Genomic DNA, 17,692 nt, shown 5'->3' on the forward strand with positions numbered 1-17,692 from the left:
GGCTCACCCCGGCGCCGGTGAGCTGCCACCGGCGAGGTCGAGTGCGTAGAAGTCCCCGTCGGTGTCGCCCAGGTACACGGTGTCGGTGGTGACCGCGGGACGTGCCATGTCGTTGACGTAGCCGTCGACGTCGAACCTCCACTGCGGTTGCCCGGACGCTGCGGCCACCGCGTAGACGGAGTGATTGCCCGCGACGACGACGCTTCCGGCGGCGCCCTTCGGCGGATTCGACGCTCCGGCCGCGAACGTCCACCCGGCCGCCCTGCGCGCCAGGTCGACCATGATCAGGTTGCCGTGCTCGTCGCACACGAAGACCCGGGCGCCGTCGGGATCGGCCCACGGCTGCGTGCGCAGGCCGTCCGGGCTCGCGGGCGTCGTCCACAGGATGGCGCCGGTACGGAGATCGATCGCGTGCACGGCGCCCTGCTGGTCGCCGCAGAAGACGGTGCGGTCGACCGACACCGCGGGGGTCGGCTCGGCCAGCGGGCGGCGCCAGCGCGTCGCTCCGCCGGCGGCGTCGAGCGCGTGCAGGGCATCCGTTCCGGCGACCAGGACGGTGCCGCCGGTGACGTGAATCGTCGCTTTTCGCGTGGTGAGCGTGCGGGTCCAGTGCGGAGACCCGGTTCCCGCGTCGACCGCCACGACGTCGCCGGTGCGGCCTTCGCCCTCACTGTCCTGGCCGGTCGCGAGTCCGATCACGTACACCACACCTTCGACGACGACCGGCGCGGACGGCGCGATACCGCCCACCCGTCGCCGCCAGCGCCGAGCGCCGGAGGCCGGGTCCACCGCGTAGAGGTAGCCGTCCGCGTTGCTGGCGTAGATCGCGTGGTCGCCCACCAGCGTCACACCGCGGAACTCGCCGTCGCCCGGCGTCGTCCATCGTCGCTTGCCGGTGCGGGCGTCGAGTGCGTGGAGGAGTTGCGGCGTACCGACGTACACCCGGCCCGAGCCGGTCGCAGGACCGGAGGAGGTGTAGTCGCCGACCTTCGTCCGCCAGCGCTGCCGCCCGACCCGGGTCACGGCCGGGGTCGGGCTCGGTGTGCTCGCCGGCGCCACGGACGTCGCCGGGGCCGCCGTCGGTTCGGCCTCGTCGTCGGTGAGCAGCGTGGCGGCGGCGATCCCCCCGCCGACGACGACCGTGACTCCGCCGAGAGCGGCGCCGACTAGTACCCGTCGCCGGGTCAGGGGAGGCCGCTCCGCCGGCAGCTCGTGCAGAATCCGCGTGATGTCGGCGGCCACCGCATTCGGTAACCAGCTGGTGCCCGCCGGTTTGGCTGCCCCGTTCCGCGCGGCGAGCGCGTCGAGAACCGTCTCCGTCGTCGGGCGTGCCGCCGGATCCCGGAGCAGGCAGCGACCGAGGAGGTCGCGCAGCGACGGGTCGGGGACGTCGCCCAGCTGGGGTTCCTCGTTGGTCAGCCGGTAGAGCAGGACCGGAACCGCCGCCCGGCCGAACGGGTTCTCGCCGGTCGCCGCGTAGACCAGAACGGCGCCGAGGGCAAAGACGTCGGTCGCCGGATCGGCCACCCCGCGCAACTGCTCCGGAGCCATGAAACCGGGGGAGCCGATCACCGCACCCGCTTCGGTCAGGCGGGTCGCGCCGACCGGGTGCGCGATGCCGAAGTCGATCACCCGGGGGCCATCCGCTCCGAGCAGCACGTTGGCGGGCTTCAGGTCGCGGTGGACCACGCCGGCGCGATGGATCGCTGCCACTGCCTCCGCCAGCCCCGCGCCGAGCGTGAATACCGCGTCCACGTTCAACGGGCCGTGCTGGGCAACCGCGGCGTGCAACGAAGGGCCTACGACGTACTCGGTGGCCAGCCACGGGTTCGTGGCGTCCGGATCCGCGTCGAGAATCGGCGCGGTGAACGCACCGCCGACCGCGCGCGCCGTCGTGACCTCGCGCCGGAAGCGGGCTCGGAACTCAGGGTCGGCCGCGAAGCGGGCGTGGATCACCTTCACCGCGACCCGTCGCCCCGCCGACGAGTACGCCAGGTACACGCGGCCCATCCCACCAGCGCCGAGCCGCGCAGCCACCCGGAAGGCGCCGATCCGAAGCGGATCGGTGGACTGCAGCGGTTCCACCCGTACTCCCTGGCTGGTCAACGGTGGCGCGCGGAGCACAGCACAGGGGTGCCAGACGAAGCAACCGGCGCAGGCATTGGTGCGTCTGTCCAGGGTCGGCGGCGAGAATCACATTGTCGGGACCGCTCGTGGCACGCTCCGCCACGAGCTGCGAGGCTGCTTCCAAGATGACTCCGCCTGCACCGGCGACGAGCCATCTCCGAACCCACCGCGGTGATCCCGCGGGAGCGATCAGCCGGGAGAGGGACCCATGACCGGAGCAGTGCAGCCCCAGCGGGTCAACGAGGCGGAGGATTTCAGTCTCCGGTTCGGCGACGACAGCCTTCCGCTCCCGGTTCGGGAGGCCACCGAAGGCGCCGACGGGCTCGAAATCGCGTCCCTCCTCGGCCGCACGGGCAAGGTCACGCTCGACACCGGTTTCGTGAATACGGCGTCCTGCACCTCGGCCATCACGTACATCGACGGCGAGGCCGGCATCCTGCGGTACCGCGGGTACCCCATCGACCAGCTCGCCGAGCGGTCCTCGTTCCTCGAGGTCGCGTACCTGCTGATCTATGGCGAGCTGCCGAGCGAGGCGGAGCTGGGCGACTTCGTCGACCGGATCAAGGAACACACGCTCCTCCGCGAGGAGATGCGCCGCTTCTTCGACGGCTTCCCCCGCGACGCGCACCCGATGGCGGTGCTGTCCTCCGGTGTGAGTGCCCTCTCGACCTTCTACCAGGACAGCCTCGACCCGTTCGACACCGCGCAGGTCGAGATCTCGACCGTGCGGCTGCTCGCGAAGCTCCCCACGATCGCGGCCCACTCGTACAAGAACTCGATCGGGCACCCGACGCTCTACCCGGACAACTCGCTGTCCTATGTCGAAAACTTCCTGCGGATGACGTTCGGCCTGCCGACGACGCCGTACGAGGTCGACCCCGTCCACGCGCGCGTGCTGGACATGCTGTTCGTCCTGCACGCCGACCACGAGCAGAACTGCTCCACGTCGACGGTCCGGCTGGTCGGGTCGAGCCAGGCGAACCTCTTCGCGTCGGTGTCGGCCGGGGTCAACGCGCTGTTCGGTCCGTTGCACGGTGGCGCCAACGAGGCGGTGCTCACGATGCTGGGCCGGATCCAGGAGAGCGGCGGGGACGTCTCGGCGTTCGTCCGCACGGTCAAGGACCGGACGGCCGGCACGCGTCTGATGGGCTTCGGTCACCGGGTGTACCGCAACTACGACCCGCGCGCGACGATCGTCAAGCAGGCGGCGCGGGAGGTCATCGACCGGATGGAGCGCCCGGACCCGCTGCTGGACATCGCGTTGCAGCTGGAGGAGATCGCGCTCTCCGACGAGTACTTCGTCGAGCGCAAGCTCTACCCGAACGTGGACTTCTACACCGGGCTGATCTATAAGGCGATGGGCTTCCCCACCCGGATGTTCACCGTGCTCTTCGCGCTCGGGCGGCTGCCCGGCTGGATTGCGCAGTGGCGCGAGATGATGGCGGACCCGGCCACGAAGATCGGCCGCCCGCGGCAGGTGTACACCGGCGCCGGTGCGCGCGACTACCGGGCGATCGACAAGCGTTGATCGTCGCCGGCGCCGACCTGCGTTCGCGTCAGCGCGGGGTGACGCGGTAGACGGCGCCTGCGAAGTCGTCGCTGACGTAGAGGGCACGGTCGGGGCCCTGGACGGCCATGACCGGCCGTCCCCAGCGGGAGCCGTCCGACTCCTGGAAACCGGTCAGCAGCGTCTGCTGCGGACCGAGGGTGCCGCCCCGCCACGCGAAGAACGACACCTCCGGCGGCCGGGGCGGGTGGCGGTTCCACGAGCCGTGGACGCCGACCAGCGCCCCGGGCCCGTAGCCGTCGGGCAGGTCGGCGGTGAAGCTCAGCCCCAGCGGCGCGGAGTGCGCGCCCATGCCCTGCTCGACCGGAGGTAGCGCCGCGCAGTCGAGCTTCTCTCCGTCGGCGTTGGTCTCGACGTCCCGTACGAACGGCCGCTGCGTGTAGCTCAAGGGCGAGTCCTTCTCGCCCGGATGCAGGTCCGGATCAGGGTTGCAGTACGGCCAGCCGAGTTCGCGTCCCTGGGTGAGCAGCGCCAACGGTTCGAGCGGGTGGTCGTTGACGTAGTCCTGCAGGACGTCGCCCTGGTCCGCGCCCTCGTGCGGGTAAGCGACGTTGTCCCGGTTGTTGACTGCGGTCCAGACGCCGCCGTCGGGGTCGACGGCCAGCCCGGTGCCGTTGCGGACGCCACGGGCGAAGACCGCCGGTTCCCCGCCGCCCGGTGGCACCCGGAGAATCGCGGCTCGCTCCGGATCGGCGTCCCGGTCCTCGGCCGAGATGTTGCCGGTCGAGCCGATCGAGAAGTAGATCGCGCCGTCCTTGCCGACCGTGACGCTCTTCAGCGCGTGGGCGTAGGCGCCGCGCAGATCACGGCTCTTCGCGTCGGGCAGCCCATCGGCGACCACCCGCTGACCAGACAGCGCTCCGGCCCGGTAGGTGTAGGCGTTGATCTGGTTGCTCTCGGCGACGTAGAGCGTCGAGCCGCTGAACGCCAGGCCGTGCGGCTGGTTCAACCCGCTGACCAGCGTGCGCTGGGTCGGCGCCGCGTCGCCCGCACCCGGGACTAGCTCGACGATGTCGCCGGACTTGGGCCGGGACACCAGCAGACGGCGGTCCGGAGTCCAGGCCAGCAACCGGGCGTTCGGCACCCGAGCCCAGACCGTGACTGTCCAGCCGGGTGGAGCCTGCAGTTGGCGGGCCTGGTCGAACGGCGCCTCGTCGGTGCCGGCGAGCGGGCGCAGGGTCGTCGCGGCCAGCGCCGGTACGTCCGCGAGCGCGGACGACGTCGGCGGCACGGTCTTTCTCGGCGGGGAGTCCGTGGCCTCCCCGCCCGTGGCGGAACAGGCGGCCACCGCCACCACCAAACCGCCCGCCAGGACCGCACGCGCAAGGGTCTTCACCGGAGCATGTCTAGCCGATGCCCGGCAAGTCCGCACCGGCACCCGCGTCTACGCCCGTCGGCTCGGGGGCGTCGGGTGGAGGTCACCACCAGCAGTTGTCCTGTGGCGTGTACCGGGTCTCCAACTGCGGCGACCGCAGAAGGCTCAATCGCCGCTCCACCACAGGCGTGCGGATGAGCATCAGCTCTGGCGCAGGTGACGTTCGGCGAAGTCGTCGTCGTGGGTGAGCTCTACGGCGAGGGTCTGGGTGAGCCGGTCGATGGTGGACGCGAGGTTGCTCAGTTCCTGCGGTGACCAGTCGCGGAAGGTTTGACGCAGGGTCTCGACGCGGGCCCGGCGCACGGCCTCGACCCGGGTGCGGCCGGCGTCGGTGATGGTGATGTGCACGGTGCGGTGCTCGTCGGGATGGCGGTCGCGGCGGACGAGTCCGGCGTCGGCAAGCAGGGCGACTCGGCGGGTGGCGGTGGACGGCGTGATGTCGAACTGTTCGGCGATCTCGCCCATGGTGAGCGGGGTGCCGTCGGTCAGGCGGGACAGGAGCAGGAAGGCCGTGCGGTCGAGCATCGGCCCGCCGCCGGCCTCACCGCGGTGGAAGCGGTGGAACTCGCCGAGCCGGATGAGCCAGGCGATGGACTCCTGAATGCGGGCGAGCTCGGAGTCGACCGACGGCGAGGTTCCCATGCCCTCATCGTGCCCGAATGACTCGGACGCCGATCCGGGTCGCCCGAGCCGCTTACCCCAGTAACCCTATTGAGTTCATAGAAAATGCTGGTAGATTCATTTTCATCGTGCAAATGAGGCGTGGAGGGAAGTGGCGTGACTCAGCAGACCGAGGTGAAACGGCCGGATCTGGCTGATGTGCTGGGCGAGTTGGAGGCAGGCTCCGCCGAGCGCGAATCCGCGGCCGGGCGGCCGCGCGACGTGGTCGATCGGCTGCGCGGCACCGGCTTCTTAACGCTGCGGGTGCCCCGCGATCACAGCGGGGCGGACGTCAGCCTGCGCCAGGTCTTCGAAGTGTTGATCGACGTCGCCCGAGCCGACTCCAACGTGGCCCAGGCCCTGCGCGCGCACTTCGCCTACATCGAGGGGCTCAGGTTCACCCCCAACAGTCAGAGTGCCTTCGAGGTAATCACCGGCGGCAGCGTCATCGGCAACGCGATCACCGAGCCCACTGGTGCGGCCGCGGGTGACTTCGCGGGACTTTCGACCGTATTCGCCCGGAGCGAGGACGGGTGGACGATCACCGGCACCAAGTTCTACTCCACCGGCACGTTGTACGCCGACCGGGTCTGGGTGTGGGGCGTCACGGACGGCGGTGTCCCGGCCAGCGCGTTGATTCCGCTCGACCGTCCCGGCATCACGGTCGTCGACGACTGGGACGGCTTCGGCCAGCGCGCCAGCGGCAGTGGCACCACCCACTTCGAGAACACCCCCGCCACGGTGGACGAGGTCGTCGTCGCCGGGTCCGAGCCGCCACCGCGCCTGGCGATCGGTGCGTTCCTGCAGCTCTGGCTCACCGCGGTGGTGGTAGGCAACCTCGAGGCGGCGAGCAACGACGCACAGGCCCTCCTGCGCGGGCGCAGCCGGGGTATCACCCATGGCACCACCGAGCTACCTCGCCACGACCCGGTACTGCTGCAGCAGGTCGGCGACATCGCGAGCAAGGCCTACGCGGCCCGTGCGATCGTGCTCGACGCGGCGTCGCTGCTCGACGACGTCGACGCCCGGCTGCACGCCGGTGAGCTCGACGGGGTCGCCGCGCAGGAGGCCGGCCGCCGGGTGGCCGAGGCCAAGATCTCGGTCGAGCGGCTGGCTCTCGACGCCGCGACCGCGCTGTTCGAGGTCGGCGGCGCCTCCGCCACCCGCGCGAGCGCCAATCTCGACCGGCACTGGCGCAACATCCGCACGCTCGCCTCGCACAACTCCACCCGGATCAAGGCGCGGGTCATCGGCGACCACGTGATCAACGGTTCCGACCTTCCCGACAACACCTACTTCTGAGCCTGGAGCACCCGTGACCACCATCCCCGCAGCAGCTTTCGGCCCCGAGGCGAAGAGCGTCGACGTCCCCGTCCTCGACTCCTACCTGCACCACATCGAGCAGGGGACGGGTTCGCCCATCGTCTTCCTGCACGGAAGCCCGACGAGCTCCTACCTGTACCGCCACGTCTTCAAGCTCCTCGAAGGCCGCGGCCGCCTGCTGGCGCCCGACCTGATCGGCTTCGGCGACTCCGGCCGCCCCGACATCGCCTACGAACTGGCCGACCACGAGCGCTATCTCGATGCCTGGTTCGAGGCGCTCGACCTGCGCGACGTGACGCTTGTGCTGCAGGACTACGGCGCGGCCTTCGGGATCTCCTGGGCTGCCCGCCATCCCGAGCGGGTGCGCGCGGTGCTGCTGGCCGAGCCGGTCATTCGCGACATCGAATCCTCGGCGCTGCCCGAGGCCTTTGTCGGCGCCCAGAAGCTCATCCGCACGCCGGGCGACGGAGAGAAGTTCGTGGTCGAGGACAACGGCTTCCTCACCCAGGTCCTCCCGGGAGCCTTCCTGCAGCCGCTCGCGGCCGAGGATCTGGCCGTCTACCTGGCGCCGTTCCCGACGCCCGAGTCGCGCGGCCACCTCATCCGCTTCCCGCGCAACCTGCCGATCGACGGCGTCCCCGCCTCGAGCGTGCAGTTCCTGGCCCGCGGCGAGGAATGGCTGAAGACGTCGGCTGACGTGCCGAAGACCCTGCTCACCTACGAGCCCGGATTCCTCCTCACGCCCACCATCGAGGCCTGGATCCGCGAGAACGTCGCGAACATCGAGGTGCACGCCGGCGGTGCCGCTGTGCACTTCGTGCAGGAGGAGGAACCGCAGAAGCTGGCCGACGCCGTGGTGGAGCTCCTCGCCCGGGCGCAGGAGGCCGGCCGATGACCCTCGCGCCCGCCGATCTCGACGCCCTGATCTCCCGCATCGCCGAGGGGGCGGCCCACCGCGAGGCAGCGGGCATCGCGCCCTTCGAGCAGATCGACTGGATCAAGCAGGCCCGGCTGGGGGCCTACCGGGTGCCGGTCGCCGAGGGCGGCAGCGGCGCCGGCGTGCGTGAACTGTTCGACCTGGTGGTGCGTCTGAGCCACGCCGACTCCAACGTCGGTCACCTGCTGCGCGCCCACTTCGGCACGGTGGAGGACATCCTGACCTGGCCTGCCTCTCCACGTCGGGAGCGCTGGATCGCACGGGTGGCTGCCGGTGAGCTGTTCGGCAATGGCAACAACGAGCTGGGCGCCAAGCACGCTGGTGACTTCGGTAAGTCGACGACGTTCACGCCCGAGGGCGACAGCTACGTCGTCAACGGCACCAAGTACTACTCCACGGGCACCCTGTTCGCCGACCACACCTTCGTCACCGGCGTCACCGACACCGGCGTCCCGGTGCAGGCCCTGCTGACGTTGAGCACGGACGGCATCACGGTCGAGGACGACTGGGACGGCTTCGGTCAGTCGCTCACCGCGACCGGGACCACCCGTTTCGAGAGCGCCCGCGTACCGGCCGAGGAGGTGACGCTCCCGCCGGAGGATCTCAGCTCCCTTCCGCGCTGGCACCTCGGACCGTTCTACCAGCACTATCTGAACGCGGTCGTGGCCGGGAACGTCCGGTCGGTGCTGGACGACGCGGTCGCCCTGATCCGCTCGCGCCGGCGCAGTTTCACGCACGGCTCGGCCGACCTGCCGAAGGACGACCCGGTGCTGCAGGAGGTCGTGGGGGAGATCTCGGCGCTGTCCTCGGCGGCCACCGCCGTCGTCCTGGAAACGGCCGACGTGCTGGCCCGCGTCCCCGGAAGTCCGACGGACGAGGCGGTGCACGAGGCCGCGCTGCGTGCCTCACAGACCCAGGTGGTCGTGCACGACCTCGGACTGCGCGCCGCCACGGCCCTCTTCGAGGTCGGCGGGGCGTCGGCGGTCAAGCGTTCGGCCAACCTGGACCGGCACTGGCGCAACATCCGCACGGTCGTCTCGCACAACCCGGTGCGCTTCAAGAACCGTGCCATCGGTGACCTGCTGGTCAACGGCGAGACCCTGCCTGACAACACCTATTTCTGAACGGAGGCTGTCTCAGCCGTGACGCGCCAACTCCACCTGAACCTGTTCATCCTCGCCTCGGGCCACCACGAGGCGGCCTGGAGGCATCCTGGTTCCACTCCGGAACGGATGTTCGACCCCGGGTTCTACACCGAACTGGCGCGCACGGCCGAGGCGGCCGCTTTCGACGCGGTCTTCCTCGCCGACATCCCCAAACTCGACGACAACATCGAGTTCAACTCGGCGGGCCGGCTGGACCCGCTCGTGACCCTGGCGATCATCGCCGGAGCCACCCAGCGGATCGGGCTGATCGGCACCGCGTCCACCACCTACTCCCACCCCTGGCAGCTGGCCCGTTCCCTCGCGAGCCTCGACCACCTCTCCCGCGGCCGGGCCGGCTGGAACATCGTCACCACCGACTCACCCGCAGCGGCCCGCAACTTCGGTCTCGACGGGAACCCCGACGCCGCAACCCGCTACGAACGCGCCGACGAGTACATCGACGCCGTGCTCAAGCTCTGGGACAGCTGGGAGGACGACGCGATCCGCCTGGACCGCGTGTCCGGCCGCTACCTCGACCCTTCGCGCATCCATCATCCGGGGATCAGCTCCCCGCACGTGCGCGTCCAGGGGGCGCTCACCACACCGCGTCCGCCGCAGGGCTACCCGGTGCTGGTCCAGGCCGGCTCGTCCAACCACGGCCGGGCCTTCGCGGCCAAGTACGCCGAGGCCATCTTCACCGCCCAGCAACACATCGACGACGCCCGGGCCTTCTACGCAGATGTCAAGGGTCAGGCCGCCGGTCGCGGCCGCAACCCCGACCACATCAAGATCCTGCCCGGCCTGAGCCCCGTGATCGGGGGCACCGAGGAGGAGGCGTTGCGCCTACAGGCCGAGCTGAACGAGCTCACCGTGCCCGCGTTCGGGCTCATGCAGCTCAAGGACTTCGCCTACGTCGACCTCGACCACCTCGATCTTGACGCGCGCGTGCCCGCGGAGGCGTTCGCCGGCGCGGGCGACGTGACGGACAACCTCAAGAGCCGCACCCAGGTCTACGCCGACATCGTTCGCCGCGAGAAGCCCACTCTGCGCGAGCTCTTGCACAAACTCGCCGGCGCTCGCGGGCACAAGGTGCTGGCCGGTACCCCTGAGCAGGTCGCCGACCACATCGAGCACTGGTTCGGCAGCGGTGCCGCCGACGGTTTCAACGTGATGCCGCCGTCGCTGCCGACCGGGATCAATGTGTTCACCGAGACCGTCGTGCCGATCCTGCGCTCGCGCGGCCTGTTCCGCGAGGGTTACACCGGTACGACTTTCCGGGAGCACCTCGGCCTCCCGCGACCGAAGAATCAGTACACGCTCTAGCTCTGGCCTGGAGTTGCAACCTCTTCGGCGCCCCAGCGGGTTCGCCAAGGCTCCAGCAGGTCTGCAAGCCGCCTGAACACGTGTACGGGCCGACCGAGGCGGTTGGCGCCCTGAGCGAGGCCGTTGGACGGCGCGGGCAAGCGCGGTCTGGGCTCCTGCGTCGAGGAGGTCAGCGACGTGCGGCGAGGGCGGGAATAGCTCACCGGCGTGCAACTGCAGATTGATCAGGTCCTGGTGCGCCGGTCTCCATGGTGGGCGGCTCGGCAGGTCGGTCGCCGCGCGGAGGGCGGTCTCCACGAGCGCGTCTGCGTACTCCGGCGTGAGCGGCCCGGAGCGGAGTAGATCACCGCGCCCTTGGACGGCCACCAGCGGTAGATGGATCGTTCGCTGCGCCGGACGGGGTTGGGTCTTCTGGGTGTGGCCACGACCTGAAGCCTAACCTTCATGAGACGAGACGTACCGTCTTGACAAGGCGGCGTCACGTCTGCAAAATCAGGCCTCACGAGCCGGACCGTCTCGTCTAGTCGAAGGCTCGCGAGCAGTCCCACCGAGTAGAGGAGATGGGCCCCATACGTACCGCCGCCCAACTGGCACTCACCGAGGTCACGAAGCGCTACGACGCCCAGGTCGTCCTGAACCGGGTGTCATTCACCATCAAATGCGGCGAGCGGATCGGGGTGATCGGCGACAACGGGTCGGGGAAATCCACACTGCTCAAGCTCATGGCGGACGCCGAACGGCCGGACAACGGCGAGCTCGTGGTCGTCGCGCCCGGTGGCATCGGCTACCTGCCGCAGTCGCTCGCGCTGCCGCCGAACGCGTCGGTCGCCGACGCTGTCGACCTCGCTCTGGCCGACCTGAGAGAGCTCGAAGCCCGGATTCGCGCCGCCGAACGGTCGCTCGGCGAGGCCGGCGCGGAGGCGCGCGCCGATCTGGATGGGTACGCGCGCCTGGTGGCGGAGTTCGAGGCGCGCGGCGGTTACGAGGCCGACACTCGGGTGGACGTGGCGCTGCACGGGCTGGGGTTGCCCAGCCTGGAGCGGAGCCGCCGGCTGGGCACGCTCTCCGGTGGCGAACGCTCCCGGCTCGCCCTGGCCGCCACGCTGGCGTCCGCGCCTGAACTCCTACTGCTCGACGAACCGACCAACGACCTGGACGACCAGGCGGTGACCTGGCTCGAACAGCGCCTGCGCGCCCACCGGGGAACGGTCGTGGTGATCACGCACGACCGGGTGTTCCTGGAACGAGTGACCACAGCCATCCTGGAGGTCGCCGATGGGCAGGTGCGCCGCTACGGCGACGGGTACACGGGCTTCCTGGCGGCCAAGGCGGCGGCGAGGGCGCGCTGGGTGCGAGAGCACCAGGATTGGTGCGCCGAGGTGACTCGCCACGAAGGCTTGGCCAGTTCCCATGCGCAACGGCTGGCTGCCATCCCACGAAAGGCGCCGGCCGCATTCAGCGGAGCGGGTGCGTTCCGCGCCAGATCGAGGGCGCACGGGGCGATGAGCAGGGTGCGCGGCGCTCGGGAACGCCTGCGACAGCTCCAGCTGCACCCGGTTCCACCGCCTCCGCGTCCCCTGCGATTCACCGCGCGCGTCGCCACCGCCGACGCCGGCGCGGCCGTCCCTCCCGTGGAACTGACGGATGTGCGTGTCGGCAACCGTCTGTACGTCGAGTCGCTGCATATCGAACCGCGAGCACGGCTGCTGGTCACCGGTCCTAACGGAGCAGGCAAGACCACGCTCCTGCGCGTCCTGGCCGGCGAACTGGTTCCTGACGCCGGAACGGTTCGCCTGCTGCCTTCCGTGGGTCACCTGCGTCAGCAGAACGACATGTCGCTCGGAGCACGTACGGTTCTCCAGGCGTTCGCGGCGGGGCGCCCGGGAGACCCCGCCGAACACGCCGATGCGCTCCTCGCCCTGGGGCTGTTCCGCGCCATCGATCTTGCCTTGCCGATCAAAGGGCTCTCTCCTGGTCTGCGCCGCAGGCTCGAACTCGCCCGCATCGTCAGCGAACCAGCCGATCTGCTGCTCCTGGACGAGCCCACCAACCATCTGTCCCCGGCTCTGATCGACGACTTGGAGCAGGCTTTGGCCGACTACGAGGGTTCGGTTGTCATCGTCACCCACGACCGACGCATGCGAGCCGCCTTCGCCGGCTCCCACGTGGAGGTCGATGCGGGCGAGGTGACGTGCCACGCGACTGTCTAGCGGGCACCACCTGCGAAAACGGTGCCAACAAGCGAGTCGCGCGCGGCCGCGACGAAGACCTGCGGGGGGCCTCGTGCAGATCTCCGGCATCACCGCGCTCGGCGGATTCCCCAGCACCGGGCTCTATAGCGCGAGCAAGTTCGCGTTGGAATGCATGAGCGAGGCGCTGGCCCCCGAGGTAGCCCAGATCGGCGTTGAAACTCACCATCGTGCAGCCGGGCGGCTATTGGACGGACCTCTACACAAGCAGCACGGCGACCACGCCGAACCCGGTGTACGACGCCCTGCGCACCGACCTGGCGCAGCAGTGGGCGGAAGGATCCGTCGACAGCGAACCGCGACTGGCTGCCGAGGCGCTGACCACGTTGGTCGATAGCGACGACCCGCCGGTCCGGCTGCTGCTCGGCAGCATGGTCTACGACGTCGCCTTCGACATCTCCCGGCGGCGCATGGAGACCTGGGCCGCCTGGGAACAGGTCAGTCGTGCCGCGGAGAAGGCGGTCCCAGCGCCCGGTTTCGAACGTGCGTAAGGCGAGTTGAGACCGTTCCCGGTCGCTCGGGGCGATTCCTGCTACCCCTGCCGTGCCTTCGAGCTGCTCATCGTGCTCGGGGTCGAGTGTCAAGCGCCGGGTTTCGTGGAGGCTGTGATGACCCGCTCGGTCGTTAGCTGACCGCGGCGGCGAGACGGTGATTGTGCTCGTATTCGACGGGCGGGACCTCGCCGAGTTCGCCGTGTAGGCGTCGGTGGTTGTACCAGTCGATGTATTCGGCGACGGCGATCTCGAGGTCGTCATGGCCGGTCCGCGGGCCTTTGTTGCGGACGAGTTCGCCCTTGAACACCGAGTTGAACGCCTCGGCGAGGGCATTGTCGTAGCTGTCGCCGGTCGATCCGACCGAGGCGACGGCGCCGGCTTCGGCTAGCCGCTGGGTGTATCTCACGGCAACATATTGGACTCCCTTGTCGCTGTGGTGGATCAGGTCGGTGACGTCCTGGCCGTCGCGGCGGCGGGTCCAGAACCCCATCTCCAGGGCGTCGAGCGCCAGGTCGGTGCGCAGCGACGTCGAGAGCTGCCAGCCGACGACGCGGCGGGAGAACACGTCGAGGACAAACGCGGCGTAGACCCAGCCGGCGAACGTGCGGATATACGTGATGTCAGCAACCCATAAGGTGTTCGGCCCGGGCGCCGTGAACTGGCGCTGCACCAGGTCAAGACGCTCGTCCGGGCCCTTGTCCGGCCGGGTAGTGACCGGCGTGCGGCCGCGGACCAGGCCGCGTAACCCGGCGGCCTTCATCAGCCGGGACGCCGTGCAACGGGCCACCGGACGGCCTTCGACGCCGCCCCGGCGGGCCAGCTCGGCATAGACCTTCCGGACACCGTAGACACCGTAGTTCTCCTTGTGGACCTGGCGGATCACCGCGGTCACCACCTCGTCCCGGTCTGCGCGGGCCGACGGCGGCCGACGACGCGCGGCGTAGTAGGTACTCGGAGCGATCTTGGCGCCCGCCGCGGTCAGCGCAGCGCAGATCGGCTCGACTCCGAACTGGTCTTTGTGCTGGTCGATGTAGTCCAGGATCAGCGCGAGGGGCGGTCGAGCTCCGCGGCGAAAAAAGCCGACGCGGACTTCAGGATCGCGTTCGCCCGCCGCAGCTCACGGTTCTCCCGCTCTAGCTGCGCGATCCGATCGCCGTCCTCGCTGGTGGTTCCCGGCCGGTCCCCGGCGTCGATCTCCGCACGTTTGACCCACGTGCGCAGCGCCTCCGGGTGGATCCCGAGCTGGTCGGCGATTCGCCGGATCGCACCCGTCGCGGTCGCCGGATCACGCCGGGCCTCCACCGCCATCCGCGTCGCACGCTCACGCAGCTCGTCGGGGTACTTCTTCGGCGCGGCCATAACTCATGTTCTCCCAGGCTTGATAGTCCCCATCAAACCCGGCGCGGAACATCCCACTACCGGCCGGGTCAACATGCACGCCCGCTGGTACACGCCAGCCACCGGCGGGTTCAACAGCCGCGACACAATGACGGTGCCAGCGGACCCGTCGGTGCAGGGCAATCGCTACACCTACGGCAACGCCGACCCGCTCAACAACACCGACCCCCGTCACCTCTCGGTCAAAGAACTCACACGCGCTGCCGCGCCGGTCGTTCGTTTCGTCCAACCCGCCGTACCCGCTATCCGCACGATCGGCCGCGCTGTCCCGGGCGTCAATCTGGTCATCAACGTCTACGACGCCTCCAAACTCGCCTACAAAGCCGGCCAGTACATCGGCACGCGCTGGGTCCGGCCCGCTTTCTCCGGAAACCAGGCACCCGGTACCGCCACGACAAGCCGCTGCGGAAACTCCTGCAGCAGCTACCTGGACTTCTCCAAGCTTCCCAAATCACGTCCCTCCACCACTGGAGCGCCGCGCTACTCCAGCGGAGCGCCGCGCTACTTCAGCGGAGCGCCGCGCTACTCCGGCGGCGGCCACACCCGCAGCGGTGGTGGTTACGGTCCATCCGTTCCGCCGCCACCGGACCGCGCGCGGATCGCCCTCATGACCGCTCGCACACCTGCGGCGCGACCCCCGTACCAGCCCCTCATCGACCAGGAAACCCTCGACCGGCAGGTCAGGGCGGCTGAAGCTAATGTCACCGCGGTAGCCGCCCAGCAGGCTGCTTCACAAGTTTCCCGTGGGATCGTCATCGACGACAAGCCAGCAGCGCAAGAACAGCCGTGGGATAAGGGTTCGCTGGCGACGTCCCCGCTGCGCAAGGACGAACGCGGCTGCTTATCTGGAGAGTGGGAAGGCGACCCAATCCGCTATTGGGGCCTGGACGGTTCCGGCAAGGAGGGCGTTGACCGCGCGTTGGGTGCCGAGGCGTGCTATGAAGGTGCGCTTCCTGGCGGGGGAACCCCGGCGGCGGAATTGCCCATCGCTGGTTACAAGAAACATTTCGGCCTGGCACGAGGGCACCTTATCGGCAATGAGCTGGGTGGAGACGGAACCCGATATGACAACCTGATTCCAATCTACCAAGCTGACACTAACGTGCGGAAAATGTTCCACCGCTGGGAGAAGGAGGTGGCCAGGCGGGTGGCGAACGAGGAGACCGTCTTCTACCGAGTGGTGCCTCTTCACCGCGGATAAAGTAAGATCCCGTACGCTATCTCCATGACGATGAGTTCTTCTGCCGGCCGCTATCATTCAGCGGAGATCATGAACCAACGCTTCGATGTGCCGGCGCAGGCATGGAGGCGAGATGTTCAGTAGGCTAAAAGCGCTATACTCGGGTTCTCGCTCTACAGTGCCCATCGATTGGACCGCATTCGAGTCCGCGCTCGGTGTTGCAATTCCGGCGGACTATAAAAGCTACTGCGACTACTTCCCTCCGGGGTTGTTCCAGGACTACCTCACTATCTATCACCCAGCATTGAACAAAGCAGAGGAGGTTCTGCGGTACACCGGCGCGTTGGTGGAGATGGTCGAGGAATTCGCCGATTTCGATGGCGAACCTCCACCTTTCCCACTCACCGTCGGTGCGGGCGGTTTGATCGCCTGGGGAATCGCGAACGTGAGCCCCTACTTTTGCTGGATCGCGAACCATGAGGACGCTAACCATTGGCCGACGCTGATAATCGAGGACGACGGATCCAAGTGGCAGCAGGTCGACCGGCCAATGACCGAGGTTCTTGATGAGGTGCTCTTCGGGGTTGAACGGCTGAGCGTCCTGGCGGATTACGACGCGCTGAAGCGAACTCCTGTTACGTTCGACCCCTTCGAGAGCTGGCCAGTTGCGGACATCGGTGGAGAAGAAATGCCCGTCTCTTACGACGGCCGGCCGCTGCGTGAACCGGTCGATGCCGTTCAGGTGGTCCTGGAAGCGGCTGGCGCATCGATGTCCGACCTGGGACGAAGCACTGGCTTGTCTTACCCCGTCGCACCTGATGGCCTGATCTTTCCGGACGACTACCGCCGGTTGATCGACCGGGTTCCTACATCCCAGATCGCCGGTGTGCGGTTGTTTGCTGCTGGCGATCAAGACGCCGAACATGATTGGCGTGCCCAGTTGGCGGTCCTGCAGGATGCTGCCGCGGCGCGGCGGCGCAGGGGCGGCCATACCTTCCTTCTGTGGCCGTCCCCTGGCGGACTCATTCCGTGGGGGTGCACCCACCGCGACGAGGTGTGTTGCTGGATTCCTCACCATGCCGATCCCAACACCTGGCCGGTCGCGGTGCTCGCGCCGGATGGTTCAAGCGTGGACATCACCAATCGATCCGCGACAGGCTACCTCCTCGATCGACTCGCCAATTCCGACGATCTGTAGTGCTCCAGCCGAAGTCTGATTCCGCATGCTTCATTCCCAATTAGCGGGCCGCAGTTGCTCACGAGATTTGACAGCACCTCTGCTCCGACGACCTCCTGCCGGTTCGGTACAACCGGTCGCAACGACGGCGCGTTCTCGCCGCTCGTCAGCGTCCAGCAGGAGTTCCCCGGCGTCACCGATGAACGACCAGCCGCCGCGGTCAGGACTGGCGAACCCCGACATCACCCGGAGAGTGGTGCGGTCGCCGCGGTGGCGGCGGTCAGGCGCCCGGCGGTCGGCATACTCTGCAGCGCGTACACGCGGCCGGGCATTCGACGGTGCTTGTGGCTCACTCCCGGGGGTGCCGCAATGCGGTGGGATCCTGGAGGGCAATGAGACGGCAGCGGACACCTCCAGGTTCACATCCGACCTGTGCCACATGTATCGGTCGAGGTTCCGAGGGGTCCAAGCGATCCTGTCGCCCACTGATCGGGCGGTCGTCGCATACTGGGGCTGGCCGTCTTGACCGCGCTCGAGTGGGCGCCCCGAGGCCGGGGGTGGTTGCTCGGTGGTTGCTCGCTTGTCATGGAGCCCGAGCTTTTAATCCGCGGGTTTTGTAATCCAATGCCAAGTACAGCCATCCACTGAGCCTTTTTCAACCTCTGTCCACTGAGGTCAGGGCGGTGGGATGACGCGAAGGAGCCCCTGGTAGGACGGGCGATTGCTGAAGTCGTTCC

General features: G+C 68.7%; 12 protein-coding genes, 1 pseudogene and 1 other annotated feature. Of the genes and pseudogenes, 9 read left to right on the forward strand and 4 right to left on the reverse strand.

Going from position 1 to position 17,692, the window contains the following annotated elements; all coding sequences use genetic code 11:
• Positions 1 to 3: 3 nt before the first annotated feature.
• Positions 4 to 2,085 (reverse strand): serine/threonine-protein kinase, encoded by a 2,082-nt coding sequence (locus tag BUB75_RS41120; protein WP_073265780.1) that lies wholly within the window; start codon positions 2,083 to 2,085, stop codon positions 4 to 6.
• 250 nt (positions 2,086 to 2,335) lie between these two features.
• Here BUB75_RS41120 and BUB75_RS41125 point away from each other — a divergent pair, with 250 nt between their 5' ends.
• A complete protein-coding gene (locus BUB75_RS41125) occupies positions 2,336 to 3,655 on the forward strand; it encodes a citrate synthase (RefSeq protein ID WP_084742407.1) in 1,320 nt (439 codons plus the stop codon).
• A gap of 28 nt (positions 3,656 to 3,683) precedes the next feature.
• Here the strand turns inward: BUB75_RS41125 and BUB75_RS41130 are convergent, their stop codons facing one another.
• Complete coding sequence (locus BUB75_RS41130; RefSeq protein ID WP_073265782.1) at positions 3,684 to 5,030, reverse strand: PQQ-dependent sugar dehydrogenase; 1,347 nt, start codon at positions 5,028 to 5,030, stop codon at positions 3,684 to 3,686.
• A 180-nt stretch (positions 5,031 to 5,210) separates the two neighbouring features.
• Positions 5,211 to 5,711, reverse strand: a complete 501-nt coding sequence (locus BUB75_RS41135; RefSeq protein WP_073265784.1) for a MarR family winged helix-turn-helix transcriptional regulator — start codon at positions 5,709 to 5,711, stop codon at positions 5,211 to 5,213.
• 135 nt (positions 5,712 to 5,846) lie between these two features.
• Here BUB75_RS41135 and BUB75_RS41140 point away from each other — a divergent pair, with 135 nt between their 5' ends.
• From BUB75_RS41140 to BUB75_RS47980, 6 genes and pseudogenes are all read left to right on the forward strand, one after another.
• Positions 5,847 to 7,031: an acyl-CoA dehydrogenase family protein gene (locus BUB75_RS41140; protein ID WP_073265786.1), complete on the forward strand. Its 1,185-nt coding sequence runs from the start codon at positions 5,847 to 5,849 to the stop codon at positions 7,029 to 7,031.
• A gap of 13 nt (positions 7,032 to 7,044) precedes the next feature.
• Positions 7,045 to 7,947 (forward strand): haloalkane dehalogenase, encoded by a 903-nt coding sequence (locus tag BUB75_RS41145; protein ID WP_073265788.1) that lies wholly within the window; start codon positions 7,045 to 7,047, stop codon positions 7,945 to 7,947.
• Positions 7,944 to 9,113, forward strand: coding sequence for an acyl-CoA dehydrogenase family protein (locus tag BUB75_RS41150; protein WP_073265790.1), 1,170 nt, complete (start codon positions 7,944 to 7,946; stop codon positions 9,111 to 9,113). The genes BUB75_RS41145 and BUB75_RS41150 overlap by 4 nt, the downstream gene beginning before the upstream one ends.
• Before the next feature lie 18 nt (positions 9,114 to 9,131).
• Positions 9,132 to 10,457, forward strand: coding sequence for an LLM class flavin-dependent oxidoreductase (locus BUB75_RS41155; protein WP_073265792.1), 1,326 nt, complete (start codon positions 9,132 to 9,134; stop codon positions 10,455 to 10,457).
• Between the two features lie 560 nt (positions 10,458 to 11,017).
• Positions 11,018 to 12,667, forward strand: coding sequence for a TlrC/CarA/OleB/SrmB family ABC-F type ribosomal protection protein (locus BUB75_RS41160; RefSeq protein WP_073265794.1), 1,650 nt, complete (start codon positions 11,018 to 11,020; stop codon positions 12,665 to 12,667).
• 28 nt (positions 12,668 to 12,695) lie between these two features.
• A pseudogene (locus BUB75_RS47980) lies at positions 12,696 to 13,197 on the forward strand (SDR family NAD(P)-dependent oxidoreductase); the annotation flags it as partial.
• A 133-nt stretch (positions 13,198 to 13,330) separates the two neighbouring features.
• Here the strand turns inward: BUB75_RS47980 and BUB75_RS41170 are convergent.
• Positions 13,331 to 14,559 (reverse strand): IS3 family transposase gene (locus BUB75_RS41170; protein ID WP_425430922.1). Its coding sequence is split into 2 segments (ribosomal slippage): positions 13,331 to 14,274 and positions 14,274 to 14,559, totalling 1,230 coding nucleotides; the frame shifts between segments, so codons are not numbered across the junction.
• Positions 14,153 to 14,281, reverse strand: a sequence feature (AL1L pseudoknot). (Overlaps the previous gene by 129 nt.)
• A 19-nt stretch (positions 14,560 to 14,578) precedes the next feature.
• On the opposite strand from BUB75_RS41170, the gene BUB75_RS41180 reads away from it, so the two are divergent.
• Positions 14,579 to 15,799: an RHS repeat-associated core domain-containing protein gene (locus BUB75_RS41180; protein ID WP_143175747.1), complete on the forward strand. Its 1,221-nt coding sequence runs from the start codon at positions 14,579 to 14,581 to the stop codon at positions 15,797 to 15,799.
• Between the two features lie 157 nt (positions 15,800 to 15,956).
• Positions 15,957 to 16,976 (forward strand): hypothetical protein, encoded by a 1,020-nt coding sequence (locus tag BUB75_RS41185; protein WP_073265803.1) that lies wholly within the window; start codon positions 15,957 to 15,959, stop codon positions 16,974 to 16,976.
• Positions 16,977 to 17,692 lie beyond the last annotated feature (716 nt).

This window comes from Cryptosporangium aurantiacum (genome assembly GCF_900143005.1).
GTDB lineage: Bacteria > Actinomycetota > Actinomycetes > Mycobacteriales > Cryptosporangiaceae > Cryptosporangium > Cryptosporangium aurantiacum.